Raw genomic sequence first — 22,547 nt, 5'->3', positions numbered from 1 at the left:
CGTCCTCTTGTCAGGACGCCGTCCCCTTCGTCGGTCGGCGGCCGGTGCGATCGTTGCGGTTCTCGCAGCGATCGTGCTGGCCGCCGATCAGTTCGTGAAGCACCTCACGATCGAGAATCTCCCTCGAGAAGAGGTCGTCCCGGTGCTCGGCGACTTCCTCCAGCTGTACTACGTACGCAACTCCGGAGCCGCGTTCTCGCTCGGGAGTGACGTCACGTGGATCTTCACCATCGCGCTCACCGTGGTCGCCGGCGTGATCGTCTGGAAGGCCTTCGGTCTGCGCTCGCGCCTGTGGGCGATCGTGCTCGGTGCCCTGCTGGGCGGGGTGCTCGGCAATCTCACCGATCGGCTGTTCCGCGAGCCGAGCTTCGGCATGGGTCACGTCGTGGACATGATCTCCATGCCATGGATGATGCCCGCGATCTTCAACGTCGCCGACATCTTCATCGTCACGGGGATGATCTCGGTGGCGCTGCTCGTCGTCTTCGGCCTGCGCTTCGACGGCACGCGTGAGCGGGACCACGCGCCCGTCGAGACGGATGCCGAGGCTGAGGCGGCTGCCGCCGAAGCGGCCGCGCCGGGCTCCGACACCGCGACTCCGGCGGACCGGCGCGCGGCCGATGCTGAGGCGTCGGCCTCCGACGCCGGCGCGACGGCCGAGGAGCGCTGAGCGTGGAGTCCCGCTCCCTTCCCGTCCCCGACGGCCTCGACGGCGTGCGCGTCGATGCCGCACTCGCCAAGATGCTGGGGTTCTCTCGCACGTTCGCGGCAGAGGTGGCGGAAGCGGGCGGAGTACGCGTCGACGGCGCGACGCTCGGCAAATCCGATCGCCTGCGCGGCGGCGGCTGGCTCGAGGTCGAATGGCGTCCGAAGGAGGAGCCGCGGATCGTCCCGGTGGCGGTGCCTGAGCTCGGGATCGTGTACGACGACGATGACATCGTCGTCGTCGACAAACCGACAGGCGTCGCCGCGCACCCTTCGCTCGGCTGGGAGGGGCCGACGGTGGTGGGCGCTCTCGCCGCGGCAGGGTTCCGCGTCGCGACGAGCGGGGCCCCCGAGCGGCAGGGAGTGGTGCACCGGCTCGACGTCGGCACGAGCGGGCTCATGGTCGTCGCGAAGACCGATGCGGCGTACACGGCGCTGAAGCGCGCCTTCAAGGAGCGCACGGTCGAGAAGATCTACCACGCCGTCGTCCAGGGCCACCCGGATCCGCTCGTCGGGACCATCGACGCGCCGATCGGCAGGCATCCGAACCACTCGTGGAAGTTCGCGGTCACCCCCGACGGCAAGCATTCGGTCACCCACTACGAGACCCTGGAGGCTTTCCCCGGGGCCTCGTTGCTCGAGATCCACCTCGAGACAGGGCGTACGCACCAGATCCGCGTGCACATGGCGGCGCACCGGCATCCGTGCGTCGGCGACCCCCTGTACGGGGCCGATCCCACGCTCTCCGCCCGGCTGGGACTCACCCGGCAATGGCTGCACGCGCACCAGCTCGCGTTCACGCACCCGACGACGGGGGAGTGGGTGCAGTTCGAGTCGTCGTACCCCGCGGACTTCCAGCACGCGCTGGACGTGCTCAGGGGGGACCTCTAGAACCTGGCCCTGCCTGCGGCCGTGACCACGCCGTCGAGCGTGTGCTCGAGGAAGTCGACGACGTCGACGGGATCGGCGCCGCGGTCGATGATCAGCTCGAGCAGGGCTTCCTCCGTGAACGACACCCAGGCACGCAGGGCGACACGCAGGGCCGGGGTGTCGTCCGCGCCCAGTTCTGCCAGCGCCTCCCGCAAGCGCACGGCGTTGAGTTCTCGCGACTCGTCGACGATCGCTCGCACGGCGGGGTCTCCGCTGGCGACGCCGCGCACGAGCGATGAGAAGGTCCCGCTGTGGTCTCGAACGAAGCCGGCGATGCGGAGGAGCGTGTCCCGGATGCGCTCGCGAGGCGGGAGCTCGGCCACGGGCTCCGTCGCCACAAGCAGGCTGTCACGGGCCGTCGTGACGATGGCGCGCTTCACGCCCTGCCTGTTCTCGAAGTAGTGGAAGATCAGCGCCTTCGACACGCCGGCGCGGGCTGCGAGCTCATCGACCGTGAGCTCGTCGAGGGGATGCTCGGCGAGGAATCCCACCCCGATCGCGACGAGCTGTGCACGGCGCTCATCAGGGCTGAGACGGGAGCGTGATTCTGCGCGCATGCGAGAAGCCTAGCCAGGACGACAGGTATTGACTATCAGTCAATTATGACTAGTATCGGGGATATCGCGAGGACGGAGGGGTCCACGCGAGGAGGAGGATCGATGAAGTTCCCGAAACCGTCCGCCATGCTCTCCGCTGCGACGAGATCCCACGCGGGACGCATCGTCCTGGTCGCCGTCCCCGTCGGCGTCGTCGCCGCCGGACTCCTCGGCGGCGTCGCGCAGGGCGCCGTGCCCGTGTCGTTCGCCGTCTCCGGCAGCCAGTTCCAGATCTCCGCCAGCCAGCTCGAGGGGACGGGCTTCTCGCAGTACGCGGGCGTCGCCACCGATTCAGAGGGCACGGAGCACACCGTCGCCATCGCGAACATCAAGAGCGCGACGTTCAGCGATCTCTGTCAGGCCGTCGTCACCGATACACCGCTCGGCAAGGTCGGCGTGCTCATCAAGGCGGGAGGCGATGGCGCTCCGGCGACGGCGAGCGACCTCCAGATCGGCATGACCGGCCTGAAGGGCGACGCGTCGTTCGGTGCCATCCGCATCGGTGTGGACGCGTCGACGGTCGCAACCGAGGCCAAGGGCGCCGCGGGAGATTTCGCACAGGATTCGGACACGATCTCGATCACGAATCTGCAGCAGACGGCATGGAGCACGCAGGCATCGGTGTTCACCCTGACGGGGATGTCACTCGAGCTCACGGACGGTTCGCAGGGATGCTTCTGAACGGAACGGATGCCGTGACCGGGGAGAAGGAGAAGAGGGCGCCGCGTGCCACCGGACGCTTCCGGGAGTGGCGTCGTGGGCGTCCGTTCGTCGGAGGAATCCTTGTCGCCCTCGGCGGCGTCGAGCTGTTCTTCTCCGGTCAGCTCGACATCGGCCACCTGCACGTGCAGCTCGGCATCGAGGGCATGCAGGCGACGATCATCCCCGTGCTTCTCGTGCTGCTCGGCATCCTCGCGATCACCATGCCGGCGCATCACGTCTTCTATGGAGTCATCGCGCTCGCGGTGTCGATGTACTCGCTCATCGGCGTCAACCTCGGCGGGTTCCTCGTCGGCATGCTCCTCTCGACGGTCGGCGGCATCCTCGTCGTCGCGTGGATGGGGCCCAAGCCCGCCCCCGCCGACGTCCGAGACCGCACCGCGACCCCCGACGACCGGGGCGAGGTGACCTCGGGGTGATCCGCCGCCCTGCCGTACTCGCCGCAGGCCTGGCGCTCGCACTGACGGCGACGGCCATGATCCTCGGCGCCTCAGCGGCACCCGGCGTGCGAGACGCGGGCATCTGCATCCCCGTGATCTACTGCCCGAGGCCCGCGCCGAAGCCCGCCCCGACGGAGCCGACGCCGGGAGCGCCGATGGCGCCCACCGACCCCGCACCACCCGCCGTCCCCGGCATGCCCGGAGTGCCGGGCGGCCCCGCCGATCACGCCGACCTGCTCGACCCGGCAGTCCCCGCCGATCCCTCGGCGACCCCGACGCCGGCCGACCCGGTTCCCGCCCCGGCGGATCCCGGCGCGCCGGTGTTCACCGCGACGCCTGCCTCCATGGGGTCGGAGTCCCTCTCGTTCCGCGGGTTGTCCGGCATCTCGATCGTGAGTGTGCCCACCGCCGACGGCGGCAGCATCCGCGTGCTCAAGATCAGCGCCGACGCCATCACGATCGAGGGATTCTCGCTCACCGTCCGTCCTCCGGGCGGACCGGGGCTCGTCACGGAGGCCGACACCATGTCGCTCCGCGGGCACGTGACGGTGTACGTCGGCTCTGTCACCGGCTCGTCGATGGGGGGTGCACCTCTCACGATCGGCACCGACACCCCGCCGCCTTTGACGGATGTGGAGCCGGGCCTGCTGGACGTGACCATGGGACTCGTCGGGGCCCTCGCCGATTCGATCGTCTATACGAACACCGACCAGCGCATCGTGGCCGGGACGTGAGCGGCGGATGTCGGCGGCTCACGGAAGACTGTGCGCATGAGCATCGAAGTGCGCCCGGCCACCGTCTTCGACGACGTCGCCGTGCTGGTTGGGCCGAAGAAGCCGACGTCGAACGTGTGCTTCTGCCTGAGTTACCGCATCGGCAACAAGGAGAACGTGTCCCTGAAGGGTCAGGAGCGCGCTGACAGGGTGCGGGAGCTGTGCCACCAGGACCCGCCGCCCGGTGTGATCGCCTACCTCGACGACGAGCCCGTCGGCTGGGCGGCGCTGCATCCGCGTCGCGAGACGAGCTTCGCGCGCAACCGCCTCATCCCGCACATCGACGACCTCGACGTGTGGTCGCTGTGGTGCTTCCGCGTGCGCCCCGGCTTCCGCAAGCAGGGGGTGTCGCACGCGTTGATCCACGGAGCGGTCGCGTACGCGAAGGAGCGCGGGGCGCCGGCGATCGAGGGGTATCCGGTCGACAACGTAGGGGAGAAGGTCAACCTGACCATGGCCTACGTCGGCACGAGGGCTCTCTTCGAGAACGCGGGATTCGTCAAGGCCGCCGACACCGGGTCCGTGCTCGACGGGTTCCCCCGCGTGCTGATGAGGCTCGACCTGCGCTGAGGGCGGCTGACCTGCGCCGAGCGGGGCGCGAGCGGATCGACCCGGATGCCGGGCTCGTCGGCGCCCGATGTCAGAGGCCGAACGTAGACTCGAACCATGGCATCCGACTCCTTCGTCCACCTGCATGTGCACAGCGAGTATTCGATGTTGGACGGGGCCGCCAAGATCGGCGCGATGACGCAGGCGGCCGCCGAGTACGGCATGCCGGCCATCGCCGTGACCGACCACGGCAACACCTTCGCGGCCTTCGAGTTCTACCGCGCCGCGCAGGCCGCCGGGGTGAAGCCGATCATCGGTCTGGAGGCGTATGTCACCCCCGGTACGCACCGCAGCGACAAGTCCCGTGTGCAGTGGGGGTCTCCCGACCAGAAGAGCGACGACGTCTCCGGTTCCGGTGCGTACACCCACATGACGATGTGGAGCCAGAGCACCGAGGGCATGCACAACCTGTTCCGGCTGAGCTCGCTGTCGAGCATAGAGGGCTACTACTTCAAGCCCCGCATGGACCGCGAACTGCTGCAGACCTACGGCAAGGGCCTGATCGCGACGACGGGATGCCCGTCGGGGGAGGTGCAGACTCGCCTGCGGCTCGGTCAGTACGACGCCGCGCGCGCCGCGGCGGCCGAGTTCCAGGACATCTTCGGCAAGGAGAACTACTTCGCCGAGATCATGGATCACGGGCTCTCCATCGAGCGCCGGGTGATGACGGATCTGCTCCGTCTCGCGAAGGATCTCGGCATCCCTCTGGTCGCCACGAACGACTCCCACTACACGCATCAGCACGAGGCCGATGCCCACGCTGCTCTGCTGTGCGTGCAGTCCGGATCCACGCTCGACGACCCGAACCGCTTCAAGTTCGACGGCGACGGCTACTACATCAAGACCGCCGCCGAGATGCGTCAGCTGTTCCGCGATCACCCCGAGGCCTGCGACAACACGCTGCTCATCGCCGAGCGCTGCGAGGTCGAGTTCAACACCTCCGCCAACTACATGCCGCGGTTCCCCGTGCCTCCGGGCGAGACCGAGGACAGCTGGCTCATCAAGGAGGTCGAGAAGGGCCTCCACTACCGCTATCCGAACGGCATCCCCGACAAGGTGCGCAAGCAGGCCGAGTACGAGACCGGCATCATCCTGCAGATGGGGTTCCCCGGGTACTTCCTCGTCGTCGCCGACTTCATCAACTGGGCGAAGGACAACGGCATCCGCGTCGGGCCCGGTCGAGGATCGGGAGCCGGATCGATGGTCGCGTACGCCATGAAGATCACCGACCTCGACCCGCTCGAGCACGGACTCATCTTCGAGCGGTTCCTCAACCCCGACCGCGTCTCGATGCCCGACTTCGACGTCGACTTCGACGACCGTCGTCGCGGCGAGGTGATCGACTACGTCACGGAGAAGTACGGTTCGGAGCGCGTCGCGCAGATCGTCACGTACGGCACCATCAAGTCCAAGCAGGCGCTCAAAGACGCAGGCCGGGTGCTCGGCTTCCCCTTCAGCATGGGGGAGCGGCTCACCAAGGCCATGCCGCCGCCCGTGATGGGCAAGGACATGCCCCTCGACGGCATGTTCGACCCGGCGCATCCCCGCTACAAGGAGGCCAGCGAGTTCCGGGCACTGATCGAGACCGATCCCGAGGCCAAGACGGTGTTCGACCGCGCGCTCGGCCTCGAAGGGCTCAAGCGGCAATGGGGCGTGCATGCGGCCGGCGTCATCATGTCCTCCGAACCGCTGCTCGACATCATCCCGATCATGCGCCGCGAGCAGGACGGGCAGATCGTCACGCAGTTCGACTACCCGTCCTGCGAGACGCTCGGTCTGATCAAGATGGACTTCTTGGGGCTGCGCAACCTCACGATCATCTCCGACGCCCTCGACAACATCCGCTCCAACCGCGGTGAGGATCTCGACCTCGAACACCTCACCCTCGACGACCGCGCCGCGTACGAACTGCTCGCCCGAGGCGACACGCTCGGCGTCTTCCAGCTCGACGGCGGGCCGATGCGGTCATTGCTGCGCCTGATGAAGCCCGACAATTTCGAGGACATCTCGGCCGTCATCGCGCTGTACCGCCCAGGACCCATGGGCGCCAACTCGCACACGAACTACGCGCTGCGCAAGAACGGACAGCAGCCGATCACTCCGATCCATCCGGAGCTCGAAGAGCCGCTCAAGGACATCCTCGACACCACCTACGGCCTGATCATCTATCAGGAACAGGTCATGGCCATCGCCCAGAGAGTCGCGGGATTCAGCCTCGGCCAGGCCGACATCCTGCGTCGCGCCATGGGAAAGAAGAAGAAGTCCGAGCTCGACAAGCAGTACGAGGGCTTCGCCGGAGGCATGACCGAACGCGGATTCAGCGAGGGTGCGATCAAGGCGCTGTGGGACATCCTGCTGCCGTTCTCCGACTACGCCTTCAACAAAGCGCACTCCGCGGCCTACGGCCTGGTGTCGTACTGGACCGCCTATCTCAAGGCTCACTATCCGGCCGAGTACATGGCCGCGCTGCTCACCAGCGTTGGTGACTCGAAGGACAAGATGGCCCTGTACCTCAACGAGTGCAGGCGCATGGGCATCCGTGTCCTCCCGCCGGACGTGTCCGAGTCCATCAACTTCTTCGCCGCTGTGGGCGACGACATCCGCTTCGGGCTCGGGGCGGTGCGCAACGTTGGAAGCAACGTGGTCGACGGCATCGTGGAGGCTCGCAAGGACGGCGCGTTCACCTCCTTCCACGACTTCCTCGACAAGGTGCCGCTGCATGTGGCCAACAAGCGCACGGTCGAATCGCTCATCAAGGCCGGAGCCTTCGACTCGATGGGCGACACCCGACGCGCTCTGCTCGAGATCCACGAGGATGCCGTCGAGGCGGCGGTGGACCGGAAGCGGAACGAGGCTCAGGGAGCCATCGGGTTCGACTTCGACAGCCTGTACGACGGACTCGAGGAGACCGCTCCGCCCAAGGTGCCCGCCCGTCCCGAGTGGGTCAAGAAGGACAAGCTCGCCTTCGAGCGCGAGATGCTCGGGCTCTACGTGTCCGACCATCCGCTCGCCGGCCTCGAAGTCGCCCTTGCCAAGCACGCCTCGATCTCGATCCACGATCTGAACAACTCCGAGGACCTGCAAGACGGAGATCAGGTGACCGTCGCCGGCCTCGTCACGAGCGTCCAGCACAGGGTCGCCAAAGCCAGCGGCAACCCCTACGGCATGATCACCGTCGAGGACTTCAACGGTGAGGTCACCGTGATGTTCATGGGCAAGACCTACACCGAGTTCCAGCACATCCTGCAGCAGGACTCGATCCTCGCGGTTCGCGGACGTGTCTCCCGGCGCGACGACGGGCTGAACCTCCACGCGCAGTCGGCGTTCGCGCCGGATGTCGGGTCGTTCGATGCGTCGGGGCCGCTCTCGCTCGTGCTGGCTGAACAGCGGGCCACAGAGAGCGTCATGACCGACCTCGCAGAGGTTCTCAGGCGCCACCGCGGCGATACCGAGGTCGTCCTGCGGGTGCACCGGGGCGGAACTGCGAAGGTGTTCGATGTGCCGATGCCCGTGAAGGTGTCGGCTGACCTGTTCGGCGATCTCAAGTCGCTGCTCGGCCCGTCCTGCCTCGGCTGACGCCGGCATCCCGTGGCCGTCACCGTCGGTCATGGCCAGGCTTTCCTGAGCGCTCTCTCCGGCGCACCGAGTAATATCGGGTCGCGTTGGGCGCGCCCTGTCGACACGGAACGCGCCCCGACGAAAGGACCCCTCATGAGCACGGACTTCCCCCTGCGCAGCTCTCGAACGGATGACGACACCATCGCCGCAGCGTCCATCGCGCCCGAGGACGTCGATCCGGGAGCCGTCGACGCGGGCGACGAAGAGACCTTCGACGACGACGGCGTCCTGTACGACGAGGAAGTCGCTCCGGAGTACGGAATCCTGGGATTCACGCTCCGCGAGCTGCTGATCGTCGGTGTCTGGGCGCTGAGCTTCATCGTGTCGTTCTTCCCGCTCGGCTGGTCCCCCACGGTGTGGGCGCAGGGCGTCGCGTGGATCCTGCCGATCGGAGTTCCGACGGTGGCCGTCTTCCTGCTCGTTCTCCGCCGCTTCTCGCCCGACGGGATCCGCCGTGTCGGCTCCTTGGGGATCGATCAGTTCGCATCCGTCGCCTTCTCCGTCGCCGCGGTGTGGTGGCTCCAGCAGGTATGGCGGTACGTGACCGTGGTCGTGACGACCGGACTCTCCGCCGTCGTCTGGGTGCCGTGGGTGGAGCTCGTGCTGTCGGTCGCCCTCGTGGCGATGACGGTCTTCGCGCCGATCATCCCCGGCATCAAGGAGGACTTCCACGGCCGGCTCGTGACCCTCGCGCACCGCAACGCGAACCCGGTTCGCCCCGTGATCGCGCGTCCCAAGCCGGAGCCTGTGTCGACGGACACACCTGCCGCGCCGCCTGCCGCTGACACCGCCGCTGCGACGGTCGCGGCTGCGACCGGACCTGCGAGCGAGTCCGTGCCCTCCGCCGCGTCGCACGGGGACGCGTCGGGGCCGCAGCCGACCGCGGGCGCGCTCGATGTCGAGCTCTCGGGTCAGCAGGCGACCGACGAGGTGGCGCGCCTCGACCTCGCCGGAAGCATGCCGCTGTCCGCCCATGCCTCGGGAGGGGGAACCGGCACATCCGAAGCGACGACACCCGACACGGGGTACACGCCGGGATACGCCAGACGTTCGCGCGCCGAGGAGATCGTCTCCGACACGGCGAGCATCGAAGCTCTCGTGACCCTCGAACCCGATCCCATGACGTCGCCGACCTCGGTGCTCGATGAGGGCGATGTGTCGGAACTCTCCGACGTCGAGAACACCCACCCGCGCGAGGAACCACCTGCCGCAGCGCAGCCCTTCTGGATCCTCGCCCCGACGGAGCGCGACGTGCACGACGAGCGCGGGAACCCCATCTTCCGCATCGGGCCGAGCGCCTGGGCCCTCGTCATCGAGGATCGCGGCGGCGCGTTCGTCGTGCGCCATGACGACGGACGCATCGGATACCTGCACGACATCTCCGACATCACGAAGGGCTGACATTGCGCACCATCGATCTGCGAGGGCGCGAGCTCTCGCCGGCTGACATGCTCGCCGCCGTTCCGCGCGCCACGCAGGCGCGTGCGGAAGCACTCGACACGGCGGCACGCATCGTCGACGACGTCCGCGCGCGTGGCGAGGAGGCGTTACGCGAGCAGGCCGAGCGCTTCGACCGCGTCACCGGTCACGAGATCCGCGTACCGGAGGCCCATCTCGAGGAGGCGCTGAGGACCCTCGAGCCTCGGGTGCGCCACGCCCTCGAAGAGGCGATCCGTCGGGTACGGCTCGCCTCTGCGGCGCAGGTCCCCGCGCAGACGGTCACCGAGATCGGCCCGGGTGCGCGCATCACGCAGCGCTGGCAGCCTGTGCACCGGGTCGGCGTGTACATCCCAGGCGGCAAGGCGGTGTACCCGTCGAGCGTCGTGATGAACGTGGTCCCCGCGCAGGTCGCGGGGGTGACGCAGATCGCTTTGGCATCGCCGCCGCAGGCCGACCACGGCGGGCGCATCCACCCGACCATCCTCGCCGCGGCCGCGCTGCTCGGCGTCACCGAGGTGTACGCCATCGGCGGCGCCGGGGCGATCGGCGCCTTCGCTCATGGCGTCGCCGATCTCGGCCTCGACCCCGTCGACGTCGTGTCGGGTCCGGGGAACAACTACGTCGCGTCGGCCAAGCGGGCTGTCGCAGGAGTGGTCGGCACGGACTCGGAGGCGGGGGCCACCGAGATCCTCGTGGTGGCGGATGCCGCCGCCGATCCGCGCCTCGTCGCCGCCGACCTCGTCAGCCAAGCCGAGCACGACGAGCAGGCCTCAGCGGTGCTCGTCACGGATTCCGCCGAACTCGCCTCGGCCGTCGCCGAAGCCGTGGCGACGCTCGCCGGCCGCACACGACACGCGGAGCGCGTCGCCGCAGCTCTCGACGGCCCGCAGTCGGCGATCGTGCTCGTCGACGATCGCGCGATGGCCACCGCTTTCAGCAACGCGTACGCTCCGGAGCACCTCGAGCTCCACCTCGCGGATGCGGAGGTCGCGGCCGAGACCTTCACCAGCGCCGGAGCCGTCTTCGTCGGGGATCAGACCCCGGTGAGCCTCGGAGACTACATGGCCGGGAGCAACCACGTGCTGCCCACAGGTGGACAGGCACGTTATGCCCCAGGGCTCGGCGCGTACACGTTCCTCCGGCCGCAGCAGGTGATCTCCTACGATCGCAACGCCCTCGCCGCGGTCAGAGAAGGGGTCGTCGCGCTCGCCGACACTGAGGTCCTCCCGGCGCACGGAGAGGCGATCGAGGCCAGGTTCACGGCGTAGGATTCTCGAGTGCACTGCCCGTTCTGCCGCCACCCCGACTCCCGCGTGATCGACTCGCGCACCAGCGACGATGGACTCTCCATCCGTCGGCGCAGGCAATGCCCCGAGTGCGGCGGCCGCTTCACCACCACCGAGACCGCGAGCCTCAACGTCATCAAGCGCTCCGGCGTGATGGAGCCCTTCAGCCGGGACAAGGTCATCGCGGGCGTGCGCAAGGCGTGCCAGGGGCGCCCCGTCACCGAGGCCGATCTCGCGATCCTCGCTCAGCGCGTGGAGGAGGCAGTGCGCCAGACGGGCGTGTCGCAGCTCGACACGAACGAGATCGGACTCGCGATCCTCGGCCCGCTCCGCGACCTCGACGAGGTGGCCTATCTGCGGTTCGCGAGCGTGTATCAGGCCTTCGACTCGCTGGAGGACTTCGAGAGCGCGATCGGCGAACTGCGTGCGGACCACGCGTCCCGGTCCTCGTCCGAGGGGGAGTAGCGCGCGGCGCGTACGGGCTGACCGGTACGCTGGCTGTTGATGTATCCCCTCCTCTTCCGCGCCGTCCTGACGCGCTTCGACCCCGAGTTCGCTCATCACGCAGGCATGGCTGTGATCCGGTTGCTCGGCACCCCTCCGTTCTCGTGGGCGACGCGCGCGCTGACGGCGCCCGACCCTTCGTTGCGGGTCGAGACACTCGGGTCGGTGTTCCCCTCACCCTTCGGCATCGCCGCAGGGTTCGATAAGAACGCGGTGGGCATCCGCGGTCTCGCCGCGCTCGGATTCGGCCACGTCGAGGTCGGCACCGTCACCGCCATCCCGCAGCCGGGAAACCCCAAACCGCGCCTGTTCCGCCTCGTGAAGGACCGTGCGGTGATCAATCGCATGGGTTTCAACAATCACGGAGCGGATGCCGTCGCGCGGCGCCTCGCCCGGTTGCGGCGCGGCGCACCCGACACGGTGGTCGGCGTGAACATCGGCAAGAGCCGCGTGGTCGACGTCGAGGACGCCACAGCGGACTACGTGGCCGCCGCCACGCGGCTAGCCCCGCTCGCCGACTATCTGGCGGTGAACGTCTCGTCTCCCAACACGCCGGGCCTGCGAGGACTGCAGTCGGTGGAGGCGCTTGCGCCGCTGCTGCGTGCGGTGAAGCACGCATGCGGAACCACTCCGCTTCTGGTCAAGATCGCTCCTGATCTGAGCGATGAGGAGATCACCGCGATCGCGCAGCTGGCGGTGTCCGAAGGTCTGGCAGGCATCATCGCGCACAACACGACGGTGTCGCGGGAGGGTTTGCGCACGGACGCCGCGACGGTCGAGGCCGCCGGCGCAGGTGGGCTCTCTGGCGCGCCGCTGAAGAAGCGGTCGCTCGAGGTGCTGCGCGTCGTCCGGGCGGTCGTCCCCGAAGACTTCTGCGTCATCGCGGTCGGCGGGGTGGAGTCCGCGGACGACGTGCGGGAGCGGCTCGCCGCCGGTGCGACCCTCGTGCAGGGGTATACGGCGTTCCTGTACCGCGGGCCTTTCTGGGGTCGTCAGATCAACCGCGGGCTCGCGCGGCCCAGCTGATCTCGCACGCTGCGCTCAGTCGGACATGCCGAACGTCTCGTGCCGCAGCACGAGACGTTCGAAGGTGTGAGGCGTGGGACGCTCGAGGCGCTGGTCAGGCTGGGTAGTCGCCGCGCTTGACCTGAGGCTTCGGCAGGCGCATGAATCGCATCTGCAGGGAGCGCATCGCAGCGTACCACCCGAGGCCGCGTTCGAGGCGCTCCTTGCCGAACTTGGCCGCAGCCTTGCGCTTGACACGCAGGCCGAGGAAGATCATCCCGCCGATCGCGAGGACGAGATAGGCCATCATGACGAGGTACGCCCAGAAGGCGATCGCGAATCCGCCGATGGCGAAGTTCGGGGGGAGCAGCGAGGCGATGATGACGAGGACCATGACGCCCATGACGAACTCGGCCGGGTGCCAGCCGGCGTCCACGTAGTCCCTGACCCAGCGGCGCTGAGGACCCTTGTCGCGCGCCGGGAGGTACTTCTCTTCACCGGCCGCGAGACCTTCTTGTGCCCTGCGACGACGCTCGTTGAGCTCGGCCCTGGCGGCGGCGCGCGCTTCCTTCGTGTTGGCGACGAGCGGACGGCGTCGGGCGGCCTCGCGCTCTGCCCGCGTCGGAGTCGCGCGGCCCTTTCCGACGGTGGGCGTCGCGGGGGCGTCGTCGTTCGTGGAAGGGGGAGTGGGGGTCTTGGCCACGAGGTTCCTCGGTTCGGTCAGGGTGGTTCACCTTAAGATTACTCGCATGACCTCACCTGATCTCCCCGGCGACATCGACTCCGCAGTCCTGGAGGCGGTGGCCACCGGCATCCCCGCCGCCCTCGCTGATCTGGGCGACCTCGTGCGCATTCCCGGTATGGCATGGCCGGCGTTCGACCAGACCCAGCTCGAGCGCAGCGCCGAGGCGGTCGCGTCTCTCGCGACGCAGACCGGCGTCTTCGATGAGGTTCGCGTGCTCCGGGCGGCGATCCCGGGGACGGACGAGATGGGGCAGCCCGCGGTTCTGGCCACGCGCGCGGCGAAGAACGGCAAGCCGACGATCCTGCTCTACGCGCACCACGACGTCCAGCCGCCGGGTGACGACGCGCTCTGGGAGACGCCGCCGTTCGAGCCGACGGTCCGTGGAGGACGCCTCTACGGGCGAGGCGCCGCAGACGACAAGGCCGGGATCATGGCGCACATCGCCTCGATCCGCAGCGTGGCCGAGGTGCTCGGCGACGATCTCGACCTCGGGATCGCGCTCTTCATCGAGGGCGAGGAGGAGTACGGCTCCCGATCCTTCGCGCAGTTCCTCTCCGACAACAAGGACGCCCTGCGCGCAGACGCCATCGTCGTCGCCGACTCGGGGAACTGGGATTCCACGACGCCGGGCCTGACCGTGTCGCTGCGGGGCAATGCGCGGTTCACCATGCGGGTCCGCACGCTGGATCACGCCTCGCATTCCGGCATGTTCGGCGGGGCCGTGCCGGACGCCATGATGGCGACCGTCACACTGCTGTCGACGCTGTGGAACGCGGACGGCTCGGTCGCCGTCGAGGGCTTGACGTCGCGCGACTCGCCGACTCCGGAGTACACGGAGGACACCCTGCGCGAGGAGGCGGGACTTCTGCCGGCGACGACGCCCATCGGCGACGGCACCATCCTGAGCCGCATCTGGAACAAGCCGGCGGTGACCGTCATCGGCATCGACGCGACCAGCCTCGCAGAGGCGTCGAACACGCTGCTTCCCGAGGTCACCGTGGTGATCAGCGCCCGTGTGGCCCCGGGGCAGACCGGGGAGGAGGCATATCAGGCGCTCGAGCGGCATCTGCGTGCGCACGCGCCGTTCGGCGCCGAGCTGAGCTTCTCCGACGTCGACCTGGGCAACGGGTTCCTCGTCGACACGAGCGGCTGGGCGGTCGGGCTCGCGCGCGAGGCGATGCGCGACGGATACGGCGTGGCGCCGGTAGACCTGGGCGTCGGCGGCTCGATCCCGTTCATCGCCGACCTCGTGCGCGAGTTCCCGGAGGCGCAGATCCTCGTCACCGGAGTCGAGGACCCGCATTCGCGTGCGCACAGCCCGAACGAGTCGCTGCACCTCGACACCTTCCGCCACGCTGTCGCCACCGAGGCGCTCCTGCTGGCGCGGATGAACCGCGTCGACTCGTGAACCGGCCCCGCCGGCGCCCCGGCGGGTAAAATCGAAGCACCAGCCGTGTGACCGCGGCCCGTCCCAAGGAGTGACATGAGCGACACCACCCTGACCGCAGAGACCACCCGTGCGCACGGCGTCAGCCTGACCGCAGCCGCAGCCGACAAGGTGAAGAGCCTCCTCGCGCAGGAGGGCCGTGACGACCTGCGGCTCCGCGTCGCGGTGCAGCCGGGCGGATGCTCCGGCCTGATCTACCAGCTGTACTTCGACGAGCGCTTCCTCGAGGGCGACCAGACCGTCGACTTCGACGGCGTCGAGGTCATCGTCGACAACATGAGCATCCCCTATCTCGACGGCGCGTCGATCGACTTCAAGGACACGATCTCGGAGCAGGGATTCACGATCGACAACCCAAACGCGGCGGGAAGCTGCGCCTGCGGCGACAGCTTCCACTGATCCCGCGAACCCCGCCAACCTGCGTGGTTGGCATGAATCAGGTGTGAGGTTGCCCTAGACTTGGGTGTGCCCTGTCCGCGATCTGAAAGGTGCATCGTGCCCTCGAAACGCCGCCTTCGTTGGGCCGCACTCCCGGTGGGAGTTGCGGCAGCTGTGGCCCTGGCGGGATGTACTCCCACCGAGCTGCACGGCTTCCTCCCGGGGTTCGTTGAGGACGGCACGGCCGCCACCAACCAGACCGACCGAGTCGCATCGCTCTGGGTGAACTCCTGGATCGTGCTGCTCGCGGTCGGCATGATCACGTGGGGCCTCATGGCGTGGGCCGCGATCGCGTATCGCCGTCGCAAGGGGCAGACGGGTCTGCCCGTGCAGATGCGGTACAACATGCCGATCGAGATCTTCTACACGGTCGTGCCGCTGATCCTCGTGCTGGGCATGTTCTTCTTCACGGCTCGCGACCAGGCGGAGATCGAAACCAAGTGGGACGACCCCGATGTCGAGATCACCGCGATCGCGAAGCAGTGGGCGTGGGACTTCCAGTACGACGGCGAGGAGGAGGACAACTCCGACGCCGTCTGGACGATGGGCATCCAGGCGCAGCCCGACGCCGACGGCAACATCGACCAGGCGCAGCTGCCGACGCTCGTGCTGCCGGTCGATCAGAAGGTCACCATCCACCTGCAGTCGCGTGACGTGATCCACTCCTTCTGGATCATCGACTTCCTCTACAAGAAGGACATGTTCATCGGGAAGGACAACTCCTGGTCCTTCATCCCGACCCGCGAGGGCGAGTACCAGGGCAAGTGCGCCGAGCTCTGCGGCGAGTACCACTCGATGATGCTCTTCAACGTGAAGGTCGTCTCCCAGGGGGAGTACGCCTCCTACCTCGAGTCCCTCAAGGAGCAGGGCAACACGGGCGACATCACCGACGCCTACGACCGTCTCTCGAACTACCCCGGCACGACCGGGAAGAACGACTCCGAGGAAGGAGAGGAGTAAGCCATGTCGACGACCGAAGCACCCCGCACCGACGAGGCGCACCGCTCCCGCCCGACGACTCTGCCTCCGCGCCAGGCGGCTCTGATGAGCTCGACGCGTGTGGAGCAGAAGGGCAACATCGTCGTCAAGTGGTTGACCTCCACCGATCACAAGACGATCGGGTACATGTACCTCATCGCATCGGTGATGTTCTTCCTGCTCGGTGGCGTGATGGCCCTCGTGATCCGTGCTGAGCTGTTCGCGCCGGGCATGCAGATCATCCCGACGAAGGAGCAGTACAACCAGCTGTTCACGATGCACGGCACGATCATGCTGCTGATGTTCGCGACGCCGCTGTTCGCCGGCTTCGCGAACGCGATCCTGCCACTGCAGATCGGCGCGCCCGATGTGGCGTTCCCGCGTCTGAACGCCTTCGCGTTCTGGCTGTTCCTGTTCGGCTCGACCATCGCGGTCGCCGGCTTCCTCACGCCGCAGGGTGCGGCCTCGTTCGGCTGGTTCGCGTACCAGCCGCTCGCGAGCGCCTCGTTCTCGCCCGGCGCGGGTGGGAACCTCTGGATGCTCGGTCTGGGTATCTCCGGTTTCGGGACGATCCTCGGTGCGGTGAACTTCATCACGACGATCATCACGATGCGTGCGCCCGGTATGACGATGTGGCGCATGCCGATCTTCTCGTGGAACACCCTCATCACCAGCCTCCTCATCCTGATGGCCTTCCCGGTGCTCGCCGCCGCGATCTTCGCCGCAGGTGCCGACCGTGTCCTGGGTGCCCACATCTACGACCCGGCCAACGGGGGCGTTCTGCTGTGGCAGCACCTGTTCTGGTTCTTCGGCCACCCCGAGGTGTACATCATCGCGCTGCCGTTCTTCGGCATCGTGTCCGAGATCTTCCCGGTGTTCAGCCGCAAGCCGATCTTCGGCTACAAGACCCTCGTCTACGCCACGATCGCGATCGCGGCGCTCTCGGTGGCGGTCTGGGCGCACCACATGTACGTCACCGGCTCGGTGCTGCTGCCGTTCTTCGCGCTCATGACGATGCTCATCGCGGTCCCGACCGGTGTGAAGATCTTCAACTGGATCGGCACCCTGTGGCGTGGTTCGGTGACCTTCGAGACGCCGATGGTGTTCTCGCTGGGCTTCCTCGTGTCCTTCGTGTTCGGTGGCCTCACGGGCGTGATCCTGGCTTCTCCGCCTCTGGACTTCGCGCTGTCCGACTCGTACTTCGTCGTGGCGCACTTCCACTACGTCGTGTTCGGCACCGTGGTGTTCGCGATGTTCGCCGGTTTCTACTTCTGGTGGCCGAAGTGGACGGGTCGGATGCTCAACGAGCGTCTCGGCTACGTGCACTTCTGGATGCTGTTCATCGGCTTCCACATGACCTTCCTCATCCAGCACTGGCTGGGCGTCGACGGCATGCCTCGTCGTTACGCCGACTACTCGGCCTACGACAACTGGACGTGGCAGAACCAGGTGTCGACGATCGGCGCCATCATCCTCGGCGCATCGATGCTGCCGTTCTTCCTGAACGTATGGATCACGGCGCGCAAGGCGCCGAAGGTCACGGTGAACGACCCGTGGGGTTACGGAGCGTCGCTGGAGTGGGCCACCTCGTGCCCGCCGCCGCGTCACAACTTCACCTCGATCCCGCGCATCCGCAGCGAGCGTCCGGCGTTCGACCTGAATCACCCGGAGGCCGCGGAGTTCGCGACCACCGCACCCGGAGAGCGAGAGGGCCACTGACCCATGCGCGACAACGTCATCCTCTGGTGGATCCTCACCGCGTTCTTCGCCCTCGTTGGCGTCGTGTACACGGGGTGGAACATCCTCGCGCACCCCGACCTCCCGCTCGTCAACCAGATCGAGTGGGTCGGTACCGTGACGCTGTTCTTCACGGCCTTCATGGCTGCGATGATCGCGTTCTACCTCGACCGCACGCACCGCGCGCAGGGCGGTGAGCTTCCGGAGGACATCCTCACCAGCGACATCGACGACGGCGACCCGGAGCTCGGCGAGTTCAGCCCGTGGTCCTGGTGGCCGCTCGTCCTTGCCGGATCTGCCGCGGTGTTCGCGATCGGACTCGCTGTCGGGCACTTCCTGCTCCCGATCGGTCTCGCTATCTTCGTCGTCGCGATCGTCGGCTGGGTGTACGAGTACTACCGCGGCAACTTCGCGCGCTGACCCTCTTCATGCAAACGGCCCCCGAGTCATTCGGGGGCCGTTTTCGTGTCGGTGGGAGACGTTCAGGCGCGTGTGCGGATGCGCGGCACGCCGGTCAGGGGATCGATCGGGCGCCGGTGCACGCCGTCGGCGTTCTCGACCGGATACCCCTCGCGAACCCAGTACTCGAAACCGCCGATCATCTCGCGGACGGAGTACCCGAGGCGGGAGAATTCAAGCGCGCCCTTGGCGCCGGCGTTGCAGCCGGGACTCCAGCAGTACACCACGACATCCGCGTCCTTCGGGATCTCGGCTGGGGCACGCGTGGCGATCTCGCTGTAGTGCATATGTATCGCGCCCGCGACACGCCCCTGTGCCCAGGCCTCATCCGAGCGCACGTCGACGACGTACACGTTCCGGCCCGCAGAGCGGGCCGCGTGAACATCGCTCGGGTCGGTCTCGTATGCGAGTTTGGCGGCGAAGAAGTCTGCGCGTTCGATCATGGTCACAGCCTATGAGCGCGCGGGGCGCGGCGTCGCGCAGATTTCAGACGACGATCGTGCGGATCGCGTCAGCGGTCCAGGTGCGCGGTCATCTGAACCCGTCGACCGTATCGATCGATTCCTAGACGCTGCTCAGCGTCAATGAGGCCGCAGAGGAGGGGAGAACCCGGCTCACTGAGCTCGAAACCGCAGGTCGCGTAGAAGGGAGCGTTCCAGGGTACGTCGGCATAGGTGCGGAGGGTGATGAGCTTGTAGCCGCGGCGAGCGGCCTCAGCGAGTGCAGCTCCCACGAGCTTCCGACCGATGCCCCTCCGCATCCGCGAAGGAAGCACGGACAGCTGCTCGAGATGTGCATGACCGTCGAGCTCGAGCGCCTGCGCGAAGCCCACGGGTTCCGGGTGCCGTCCCTCGTACGCGAGGAAGATGAACCCCGGTGCAGACAGTCGTTCGTCGACGGACGGGGGAGCCGGCCAGTCTGACGCGCCGAACAGCTCGATCAGGAGCTCGTCAGCGAGGCGCTCGATCTCGATCGTCGCGGCCACCTCAGCGTCTGTTGTGGCGGGAGCGATCCGCACATCGGACGTCATACGGGCATGACAGCGCGAAGGTCGACCACGGCCGTTGCGGCCGCAACGAGGGCGGATGACGTCATGTCCTTCGTTCCTTCTGAGGGGAGAGCAGAACAGCGACGGAGAAACCCCGGTGGCGTTGCTCATGGCAGCGCCACCGGGGCTTCACGGATGGGGGAGGATCTTACGCGTCCTCGTCCGACTTCTTCTTCCGAGGCTTCTTCACCGGCTCGGTCGCGATGACGGTGCTCGGCGTGTTGGGCGTCTCATCGATGTGCGTCTCACTGACGGTGAGAGGGGCGTCAGGGAACCCGGCACGCTCGTGCGCGCCCTGGATCTCAGCGGCCTCGATCTCCTCGTCCTGTGCGAGGACGTGGTGCTGGTGCGCATCGGCCGCTTCGACCTCTGCTTGCGTGAGCGGAGCGAGACGGTCCTCGAAGAACCAACGCGAGAGCGCGGAACGGAGGTTCTGCGTCCACGGGATGCGTCCCTTGTCGTTGGGCCGAACCACGAGGGGCTCGTAGCCGTCGACGTCGATGAGCTTCCAGCGGTCGTACTTGTCGACCGGCTGGTGAACCTCGATGAACTCACCACCGGGGAGGCGCACGATGCGTCCGGACTCGTAGCCGTGCAGGACGATCTCGCGGTCCTTCTTCTGCAGGGCGAGAGCGATCCGCTTGGTCACGAAGTAGCCGAGGATCGGACCGAGGAACAGCAGCGCCTGGAGCGTGTGGATCACGCCCTCCATCGTGAGCATGAAGTGCGTCGCGATGAGGTCGGAGGAGGCGGCCGCCCACAGCACCGCGTAGAAGATCACGCCGGCGACGCCGATCGCGGTGCGCGTGGCGGCGTTCCGCGGACGCTGAGCGATGTGGTGCTCGCGCTTGTCACCCGTGATCCACGCCTCGATGAAGGGGTAGATCGCGACGACCACGATGAACAACCCCAGCACGAGAACCGGGAGGAGGATGCCGAACGACCACGTGTGGTCGAGGAAGACGACGTCCAGGTTCGACGGCGCGAGACGCAGCGCGCCGTCAGCGAAGCCGATGTACCAGTCAGGCTGCGTGCCCGCGGAGACGGGGGAGGGGTCGTAGGGGCCGTAGTTCCAGATCGGGTTGATCTGGAAGAAGGTCGCGATGAGGACGATCGCGCCGAAGACGATGAACAGGTAGCCGCCCATCTTCGACATGTACACCGGCATCATCGGGTAGCCCACGACGTTGTCGTTCGTGCGGCCGGGGCCGGCGAACTGGGTGTGCTTGTTGATGACCATAAGCATCAGGTGCACGACGATCAGGCCGATGACCAGCAGCGGGAGCAGCAGGATGTGCAGCGTGTACAGGCGTCCGACGATGTCGGTCCCGGGGAACTCACCGCCGAAGATCAGGAACGAGGTCCACGTGCCGATCAGCGGGATGCCCTTGATCATGCCGTCGATGATGCGGAGACCGTTACCCGAGAGCAGGTCGTCGGGGAGGGAGTACCCGGTGAAACCCTCGGCCATGGCGAGGATGAAGAGCACGAAGCCGATCACCCAGTTGAGCTCGCGCGGCTTGCGGAACGCTCCCGTGAAGAAGACACGGAGCATGTGCACGCCGATTCCGGCGACGAAGACCAGGGCAGCCCAGTGGTGGATCTGACGCACGAGCAGTCCACCGCGCAGATCAAACGAGATGTGCAGCGACGACTCGAGCGCAGCGGACATCTCGATGCCGCGCATCGGAGCGTACGCGCCGGTGTAGTGCGTCTCGACCATGGAGGCCTGGAAGAAGAACGTCAGGAACGTCCCCGAGAGGAAGACGACGACGAAGCTCCAGAGCGCGATCTCACCGAGCATGAACGACCAGTGGTCGGGGAAGATCTTGCGACCGAGCTCCTTGACGAACCCGGAGAGGCTGGTGCGCTCATCGATGTAGTTCGACGCGGCACCGACGAAGCGGCCGCCGAGGGGCGCCTTGGTGTCCTTCTCGTCCTTGGACAGCGTTGCGGTGCTCAATGGCGCTCCCAGAAGCTCGGGCCGACGGGCTCGGTGAAGTCACTGCGTGCGATGAGGTAGCCCTCGTCGTCGACGGTGATGGGCAGCTGAGGCAGCGGACGCGCGGCTGGGCCGAAGATGACCTTCGCGTGATCCGTGACATCGAACTGCGACTGGTGGCAGGGGCAGAGGAGGTGATGGGTCTGCTGCTCGTACAGTGCCACGGGGCAGCCGACGTGCGTGCAGACCTTCGAGTAGGCGACGATGCCGTCGTACGACCAGTCCTTGCGCTCCTCCGACTCGATGAGCTGCTCGGGGCGCAGGCGCATCATGAGAACGATCGCCTTGGCCTTCTCTTCGAGATAGCCGTCGTGGTGGCTCAGGTTCGCGAGCTCCTCGGGAATGACGTGGAACGCAGAGCCGAGCGTGACGTCCGCTGCGCGGATCGGGGTGCCGTCCGGGTCGCGGACGAGGCGCATGCCCTTATCCCACATCGTCTGCTTGAGGAGTGCGACCGGGTCGCCGGCCTCGGGGTTCTCCGCGGTCGAGTGCGGTGCGAGTCCGCGGAAGAGGGTCACGCCGGGGATGATCGACGCGACGAGAGCGGCGAACAGCGAGTTGCGGATCATGGTGCGGCGACCGAACCCGGACTCCTCGTTCGCATCCGCGAACGCCTTGATCGCGGCCTCGCGCGTCGAGTCGCGTCCCCGTGTGGGGTGACGGTGCTCGATGTGCTCCTTGTCGCTCATCAGCGCCTTGGACCAGTGGATGGCTCCGATGCCGAGGGCGAGCAGTGCGAGGGCGATGCCCAGGCCGATGAAGAGGTTGTTCTGGCGGATGTCGATGAGAGCGCCGCTCTCGATCGGGAACAGCATGTAGGCGGCGACCGCCCAGATGCTGCCGGCGAGCGAGAGGTAGAACAGCGTGTAGACCGTGCGCACCGCGGCCTTCTCAGCCCGCGGGTCCTTATCGGTCATCCGCTCGCGGTGCGGCGGCAGCCCCGGGTTCTGCACGGGATCGCTGACTGCGACACCCAGCCCCGGAGAGGGCTGGTAGGCCCTGTCAAGAGCCTGCGAGTCGTCGTCGTGTGCCATGGTGCTCCTCGTACGTTCCTCTTCGATGAATAA

22 protein-coding genes are annotated in these 22,547 nt (G+C 67.4%); 16 read left to right on the top strand and 6 right to left on the bottom strand.

The annotated features are described in order from the left end of the window. Window positions 1-7 precede the first annotated feature (7 nt). Together lspA and AB663_RS14215 are read left to right on the top strand one after the other, a co-directional pair. Complete coding sequence (lspA, locus tag AB663_RS14220; RefSeq protein WP_067200560.1) at window positions 8-670, top strand: signal peptidase II; 663 nt, start codon at window positions 8-10, stop codon at window positions 668-670. A 2-nt stretch (window positions 671-672) separates the two neighbouring features. After that, the gene (locus tag AB663_RS14215) at window positions 673-1,596 is read left to right on the top strand and encodes an RluA family pseudouridine synthase (protein WP_067200556.1); all 924 of its coding nucleotides are present in this window, start codon (window positions 673-675) and stop codon (window positions 1,594-1,596) included. Here the strand turns inward: AB663_RS14215 and AB663_RS14210 are convergent. Further along, on the bottom strand, window positions 1,593-2,192 hold the full coding sequence (locus AB663_RS14210; RefSeq protein ID WP_067200553.1) for a TetR/AcrR family transcriptional regulator: 600 nt from the start codon (window positions 2,190-2,192) through the stop codon (window positions 1,593-1,595). The genes AB663_RS14215 and AB663_RS14210 overlap by 4 nt on opposite strands. A 102-nt stretch (window positions 2,193-2,294) precedes the next feature. On the opposite strand from AB663_RS14210, the gene AB663_RS14205 reads away from it, so the two are divergent. The 9 genes from AB663_RS14205 to AB663_RS14165 all read left to right on the top strand — a co-directional run bounded on the left by AB663_RS14205 (window position 2,295) and on the right by AB663_RS14165 (window position 12,647). Then, the gene (locus AB663_RS14205) at window positions 2,295-2,912 is read left to right on the top strand and encodes a DUF6230 family protein (RefSeq protein WP_067200550.1); all 618 of its coding nucleotides are present in this window, start codon (window positions 2,295-2,297) and stop codon (window positions 2,910-2,912) included. Then, window positions 2,903-3,370: a DUF6114 domain-containing protein gene (locus tag AB663_RS14200; protein WP_232304557.1), complete on the top strand. Its 468-nt coding sequence runs from the start codon at window positions 2,903-2,905 to the stop codon at window positions 3,368-3,370. Before AB663_RS14205 ends, AB663_RS14200 begins: the two co-directional genes overlap by 10 nt. After that, the gene (locus AB663_RS14195) at window positions 3,367-4,125 is read left to right on the top strand and encodes a hypothetical protein (RefSeq protein ID WP_067200547.1); all 759 of its coding nucleotides are present in this window, start codon (window positions 3,367-3,369) and stop codon (window positions 4,123-4,125) included. Before AB663_RS14200 ends, AB663_RS14195 begins: the two co-directional genes overlap by 4 nt. Window positions 4,126-4,161: 36 nt before the next feature. Beyond that, window positions 4,162-4,734, top strand: a complete 573-nt coding sequence (locus AB663_RS14190; protein WP_067200544.1) for a GNAT family N-acetyltransferase — start codon at window positions 4,162-4,164, stop codon at window positions 4,732-4,734. Window positions 4,735-4,830: 96 nt separating this feature from the next. After that, window positions 4,831-8,349 carry a DNA polymerase III subunit alpha gene (dnaE, locus tag AB663_RS14185; RefSeq protein WP_067200541.1) on the top strand — a complete coding sequence of 1,173 codons (3,519 nt, stop codon included), beginning with the start codon at window positions 4,831-4,833 and terminating at the stop codon, window positions 8,347-8,349. A 135-nt stretch (window positions 8,350-8,484) separates the two neighbouring features. After that, window positions 8,485-9,792 carry a hypothetical protein gene (locus AB663_RS14180; protein ID WP_232304556.1) on the top strand — a complete coding sequence of 436 codons (1,308 nt, stop codon included), beginning with the start codon at window positions 8,485-8,487 and terminating at the stop codon, window positions 9,790-9,792. A 2-nt stretch (window positions 9,793-9,794) separates the two neighbouring features. Then, a complete protein-coding gene (gene hisD / locus AB663_RS14175; protein WP_067200538.1) occupies window positions 9,795-11,099 on the top strand; it encodes a histidinol dehydrogenase in 1,305 nt (434 codons plus the stop codon). A gap of 9 nt (window positions 11,100-11,108) precedes the next feature. Next, window positions 11,109-11,582, top strand: coding sequence for a transcriptional regulator NrdR (gene nrdR / locus AB663_RS14170; RefSeq protein WP_067200535.1), 474 nt, complete (start codon window positions 11,109-11,111; stop codon window positions 11,580-11,582). 39 nt (window positions 11,583-11,621) lie between these two features. Beyond that, window positions 11,622-12,647, top strand: a complete 1,026-nt coding sequence (locus AB663_RS14165; protein WP_067200532.1) for a quinone-dependent dihydroorotate dehydrogenase — start codon at window positions 11,622-11,624, stop codon at window positions 12,645-12,647. Window positions 12,648-12,741: 94 nt separating this feature from the next. On the opposite strand, the gene AB663_RS14160 is transcribed toward AB663_RS14165, so the two are convergent. Next, the gene (locus AB663_RS14160) at window positions 12,742-13,329 is read right to left on the bottom strand and encodes a DUF3043 domain-containing protein (RefSeq protein ID WP_067200529.1); all 588 of its coding nucleotides are present in this window, start codon (window positions 13,327-13,329) and stop codon (window positions 12,742-12,744) included. Between the two features lie 46 nt (window positions 13,330-13,375). Between AB663_RS14160 and AB663_RS14155 the strand changes: the two genes are divergently transcribed. From AB663_RS14155 to AB663_RS14135, 5 genes are all read left to right on the top strand, one after another. After that, window positions 13,376-14,779 (top strand): dipeptidase, encoded by a 1,404-nt coding sequence (locus tag AB663_RS14155; RefSeq protein ID WP_067200526.1) that lies wholly within the window; start codon window positions 13,376-13,378, stop codon window positions 14,777-14,779. 75 nt (window positions 14,780-14,854) lie between these two features. Continuing rightward, entirely contained in the window at window positions 14,855-15,217 is a 363-nt protein-coding gene (gene erpA, locus AB663_RS14150; RefSeq protein ID WP_067200523.1) for an iron-sulfur cluster insertion protein ErpA, read from the top strand. A gap of 96 nt (window positions 15,218-15,313) precedes the next feature. Then, on the top strand, window positions 15,314-16,216 hold the full coding sequence (gene ctaC / locus AB663_RS14145; protein WP_067200520.1) for an aa3-type cytochrome oxidase subunit II: 903 nt from the start codon (window positions 15,314-15,316) through the stop codon (window positions 16,214-16,216). 3 nt (window positions 16,217-16,219) lie between these two features. Then, on the top strand, window positions 16,220-17,953 hold the full coding sequence (ctaD, locus tag AB663_RS14140) for an aa3-type cytochrome oxidase subunit I (protein ID WP_198147875.1): 1,734 nt from the start codon (window positions 16,220-16,222) through the stop codon (window positions 17,951-17,953). Window positions 17,954-17,956: 3 nt separating this feature from the next. Beyond that, window positions 17,957-18,391, top strand: a complete 435-nt coding sequence (locus AB663_RS14135) for a cytochrome c oxidase subunit 4 (protein WP_067200516.1) — start codon at window positions 17,957-17,959, stop codon at window positions 18,389-18,391. Window positions 18,392-18,453: 62 nt separating this feature from the next. On the opposite strand, the gene AB663_RS14130 is transcribed toward AB663_RS14135, so the two are convergent. The 4 genes from AB663_RS14130 to qcrA all read right to left on the bottom strand — a co-directional run bounded on the left by AB663_RS14130 (window position 18,454) and on the right by qcrA (window position 22,514). Next, window positions 18,454-18,873 (bottom strand): rhodanese-like domain-containing protein, encoded by a 420-nt coding sequence (locus AB663_RS14130; RefSeq protein WP_067200513.1) that lies wholly within the window; start codon window positions 18,871-18,873, stop codon window positions 18,454-18,456. 68 nt (window positions 18,874-18,941) lie between these two features. Beyond that, a complete protein-coding gene (locus AB663_RS14125; protein WP_067200511.1) occupies window positions 18,942-19,460 on the bottom strand; it encodes a GNAT family N-acetyltransferase in 519 nt (172 codons plus the stop codon). Between the two features lie 166 nt (window positions 19,461-19,626). Next, window positions 19,627-21,441: a cytochrome bc1 complex cytochrome b subunit gene (gene qcrB / locus AB663_RS14120; RefSeq protein WP_067200508.1), complete on the bottom strand. Its 1,815-nt coding sequence runs from the start codon at window positions 21,439-21,441 to the stop codon at window positions 19,627-19,629. Further along, on the bottom strand, window positions 21,438-22,514 hold the full coding sequence (gene qcrA / locus AB663_RS14115) for a cytochrome bc1 complex Rieske iron-sulfur subunit (RefSeq protein WP_067200505.1): 1,077 nt from the start codon (window positions 22,512-22,514) through the stop codon (window positions 21,438-21,440). Before qcrA ends, qcrB begins: the two co-directional genes overlap by 4 nt. Window positions 22,515-22,547 lie beyond the last annotated feature (33 nt).

Origin of the sequence: Microbacterium sp. XT11 (assembly GCF_001513675.1) — a bacterium.
In the GTDB taxonomy this organism is placed as follows: domain Bacteria; phylum Actinomycetota; class Actinomycetes; order Actinomycetales; family Microbacteriaceae; genus Microbacterium.
This window is presented reverse-complemented; position numbering and strand designations above follow the sequence as displayed.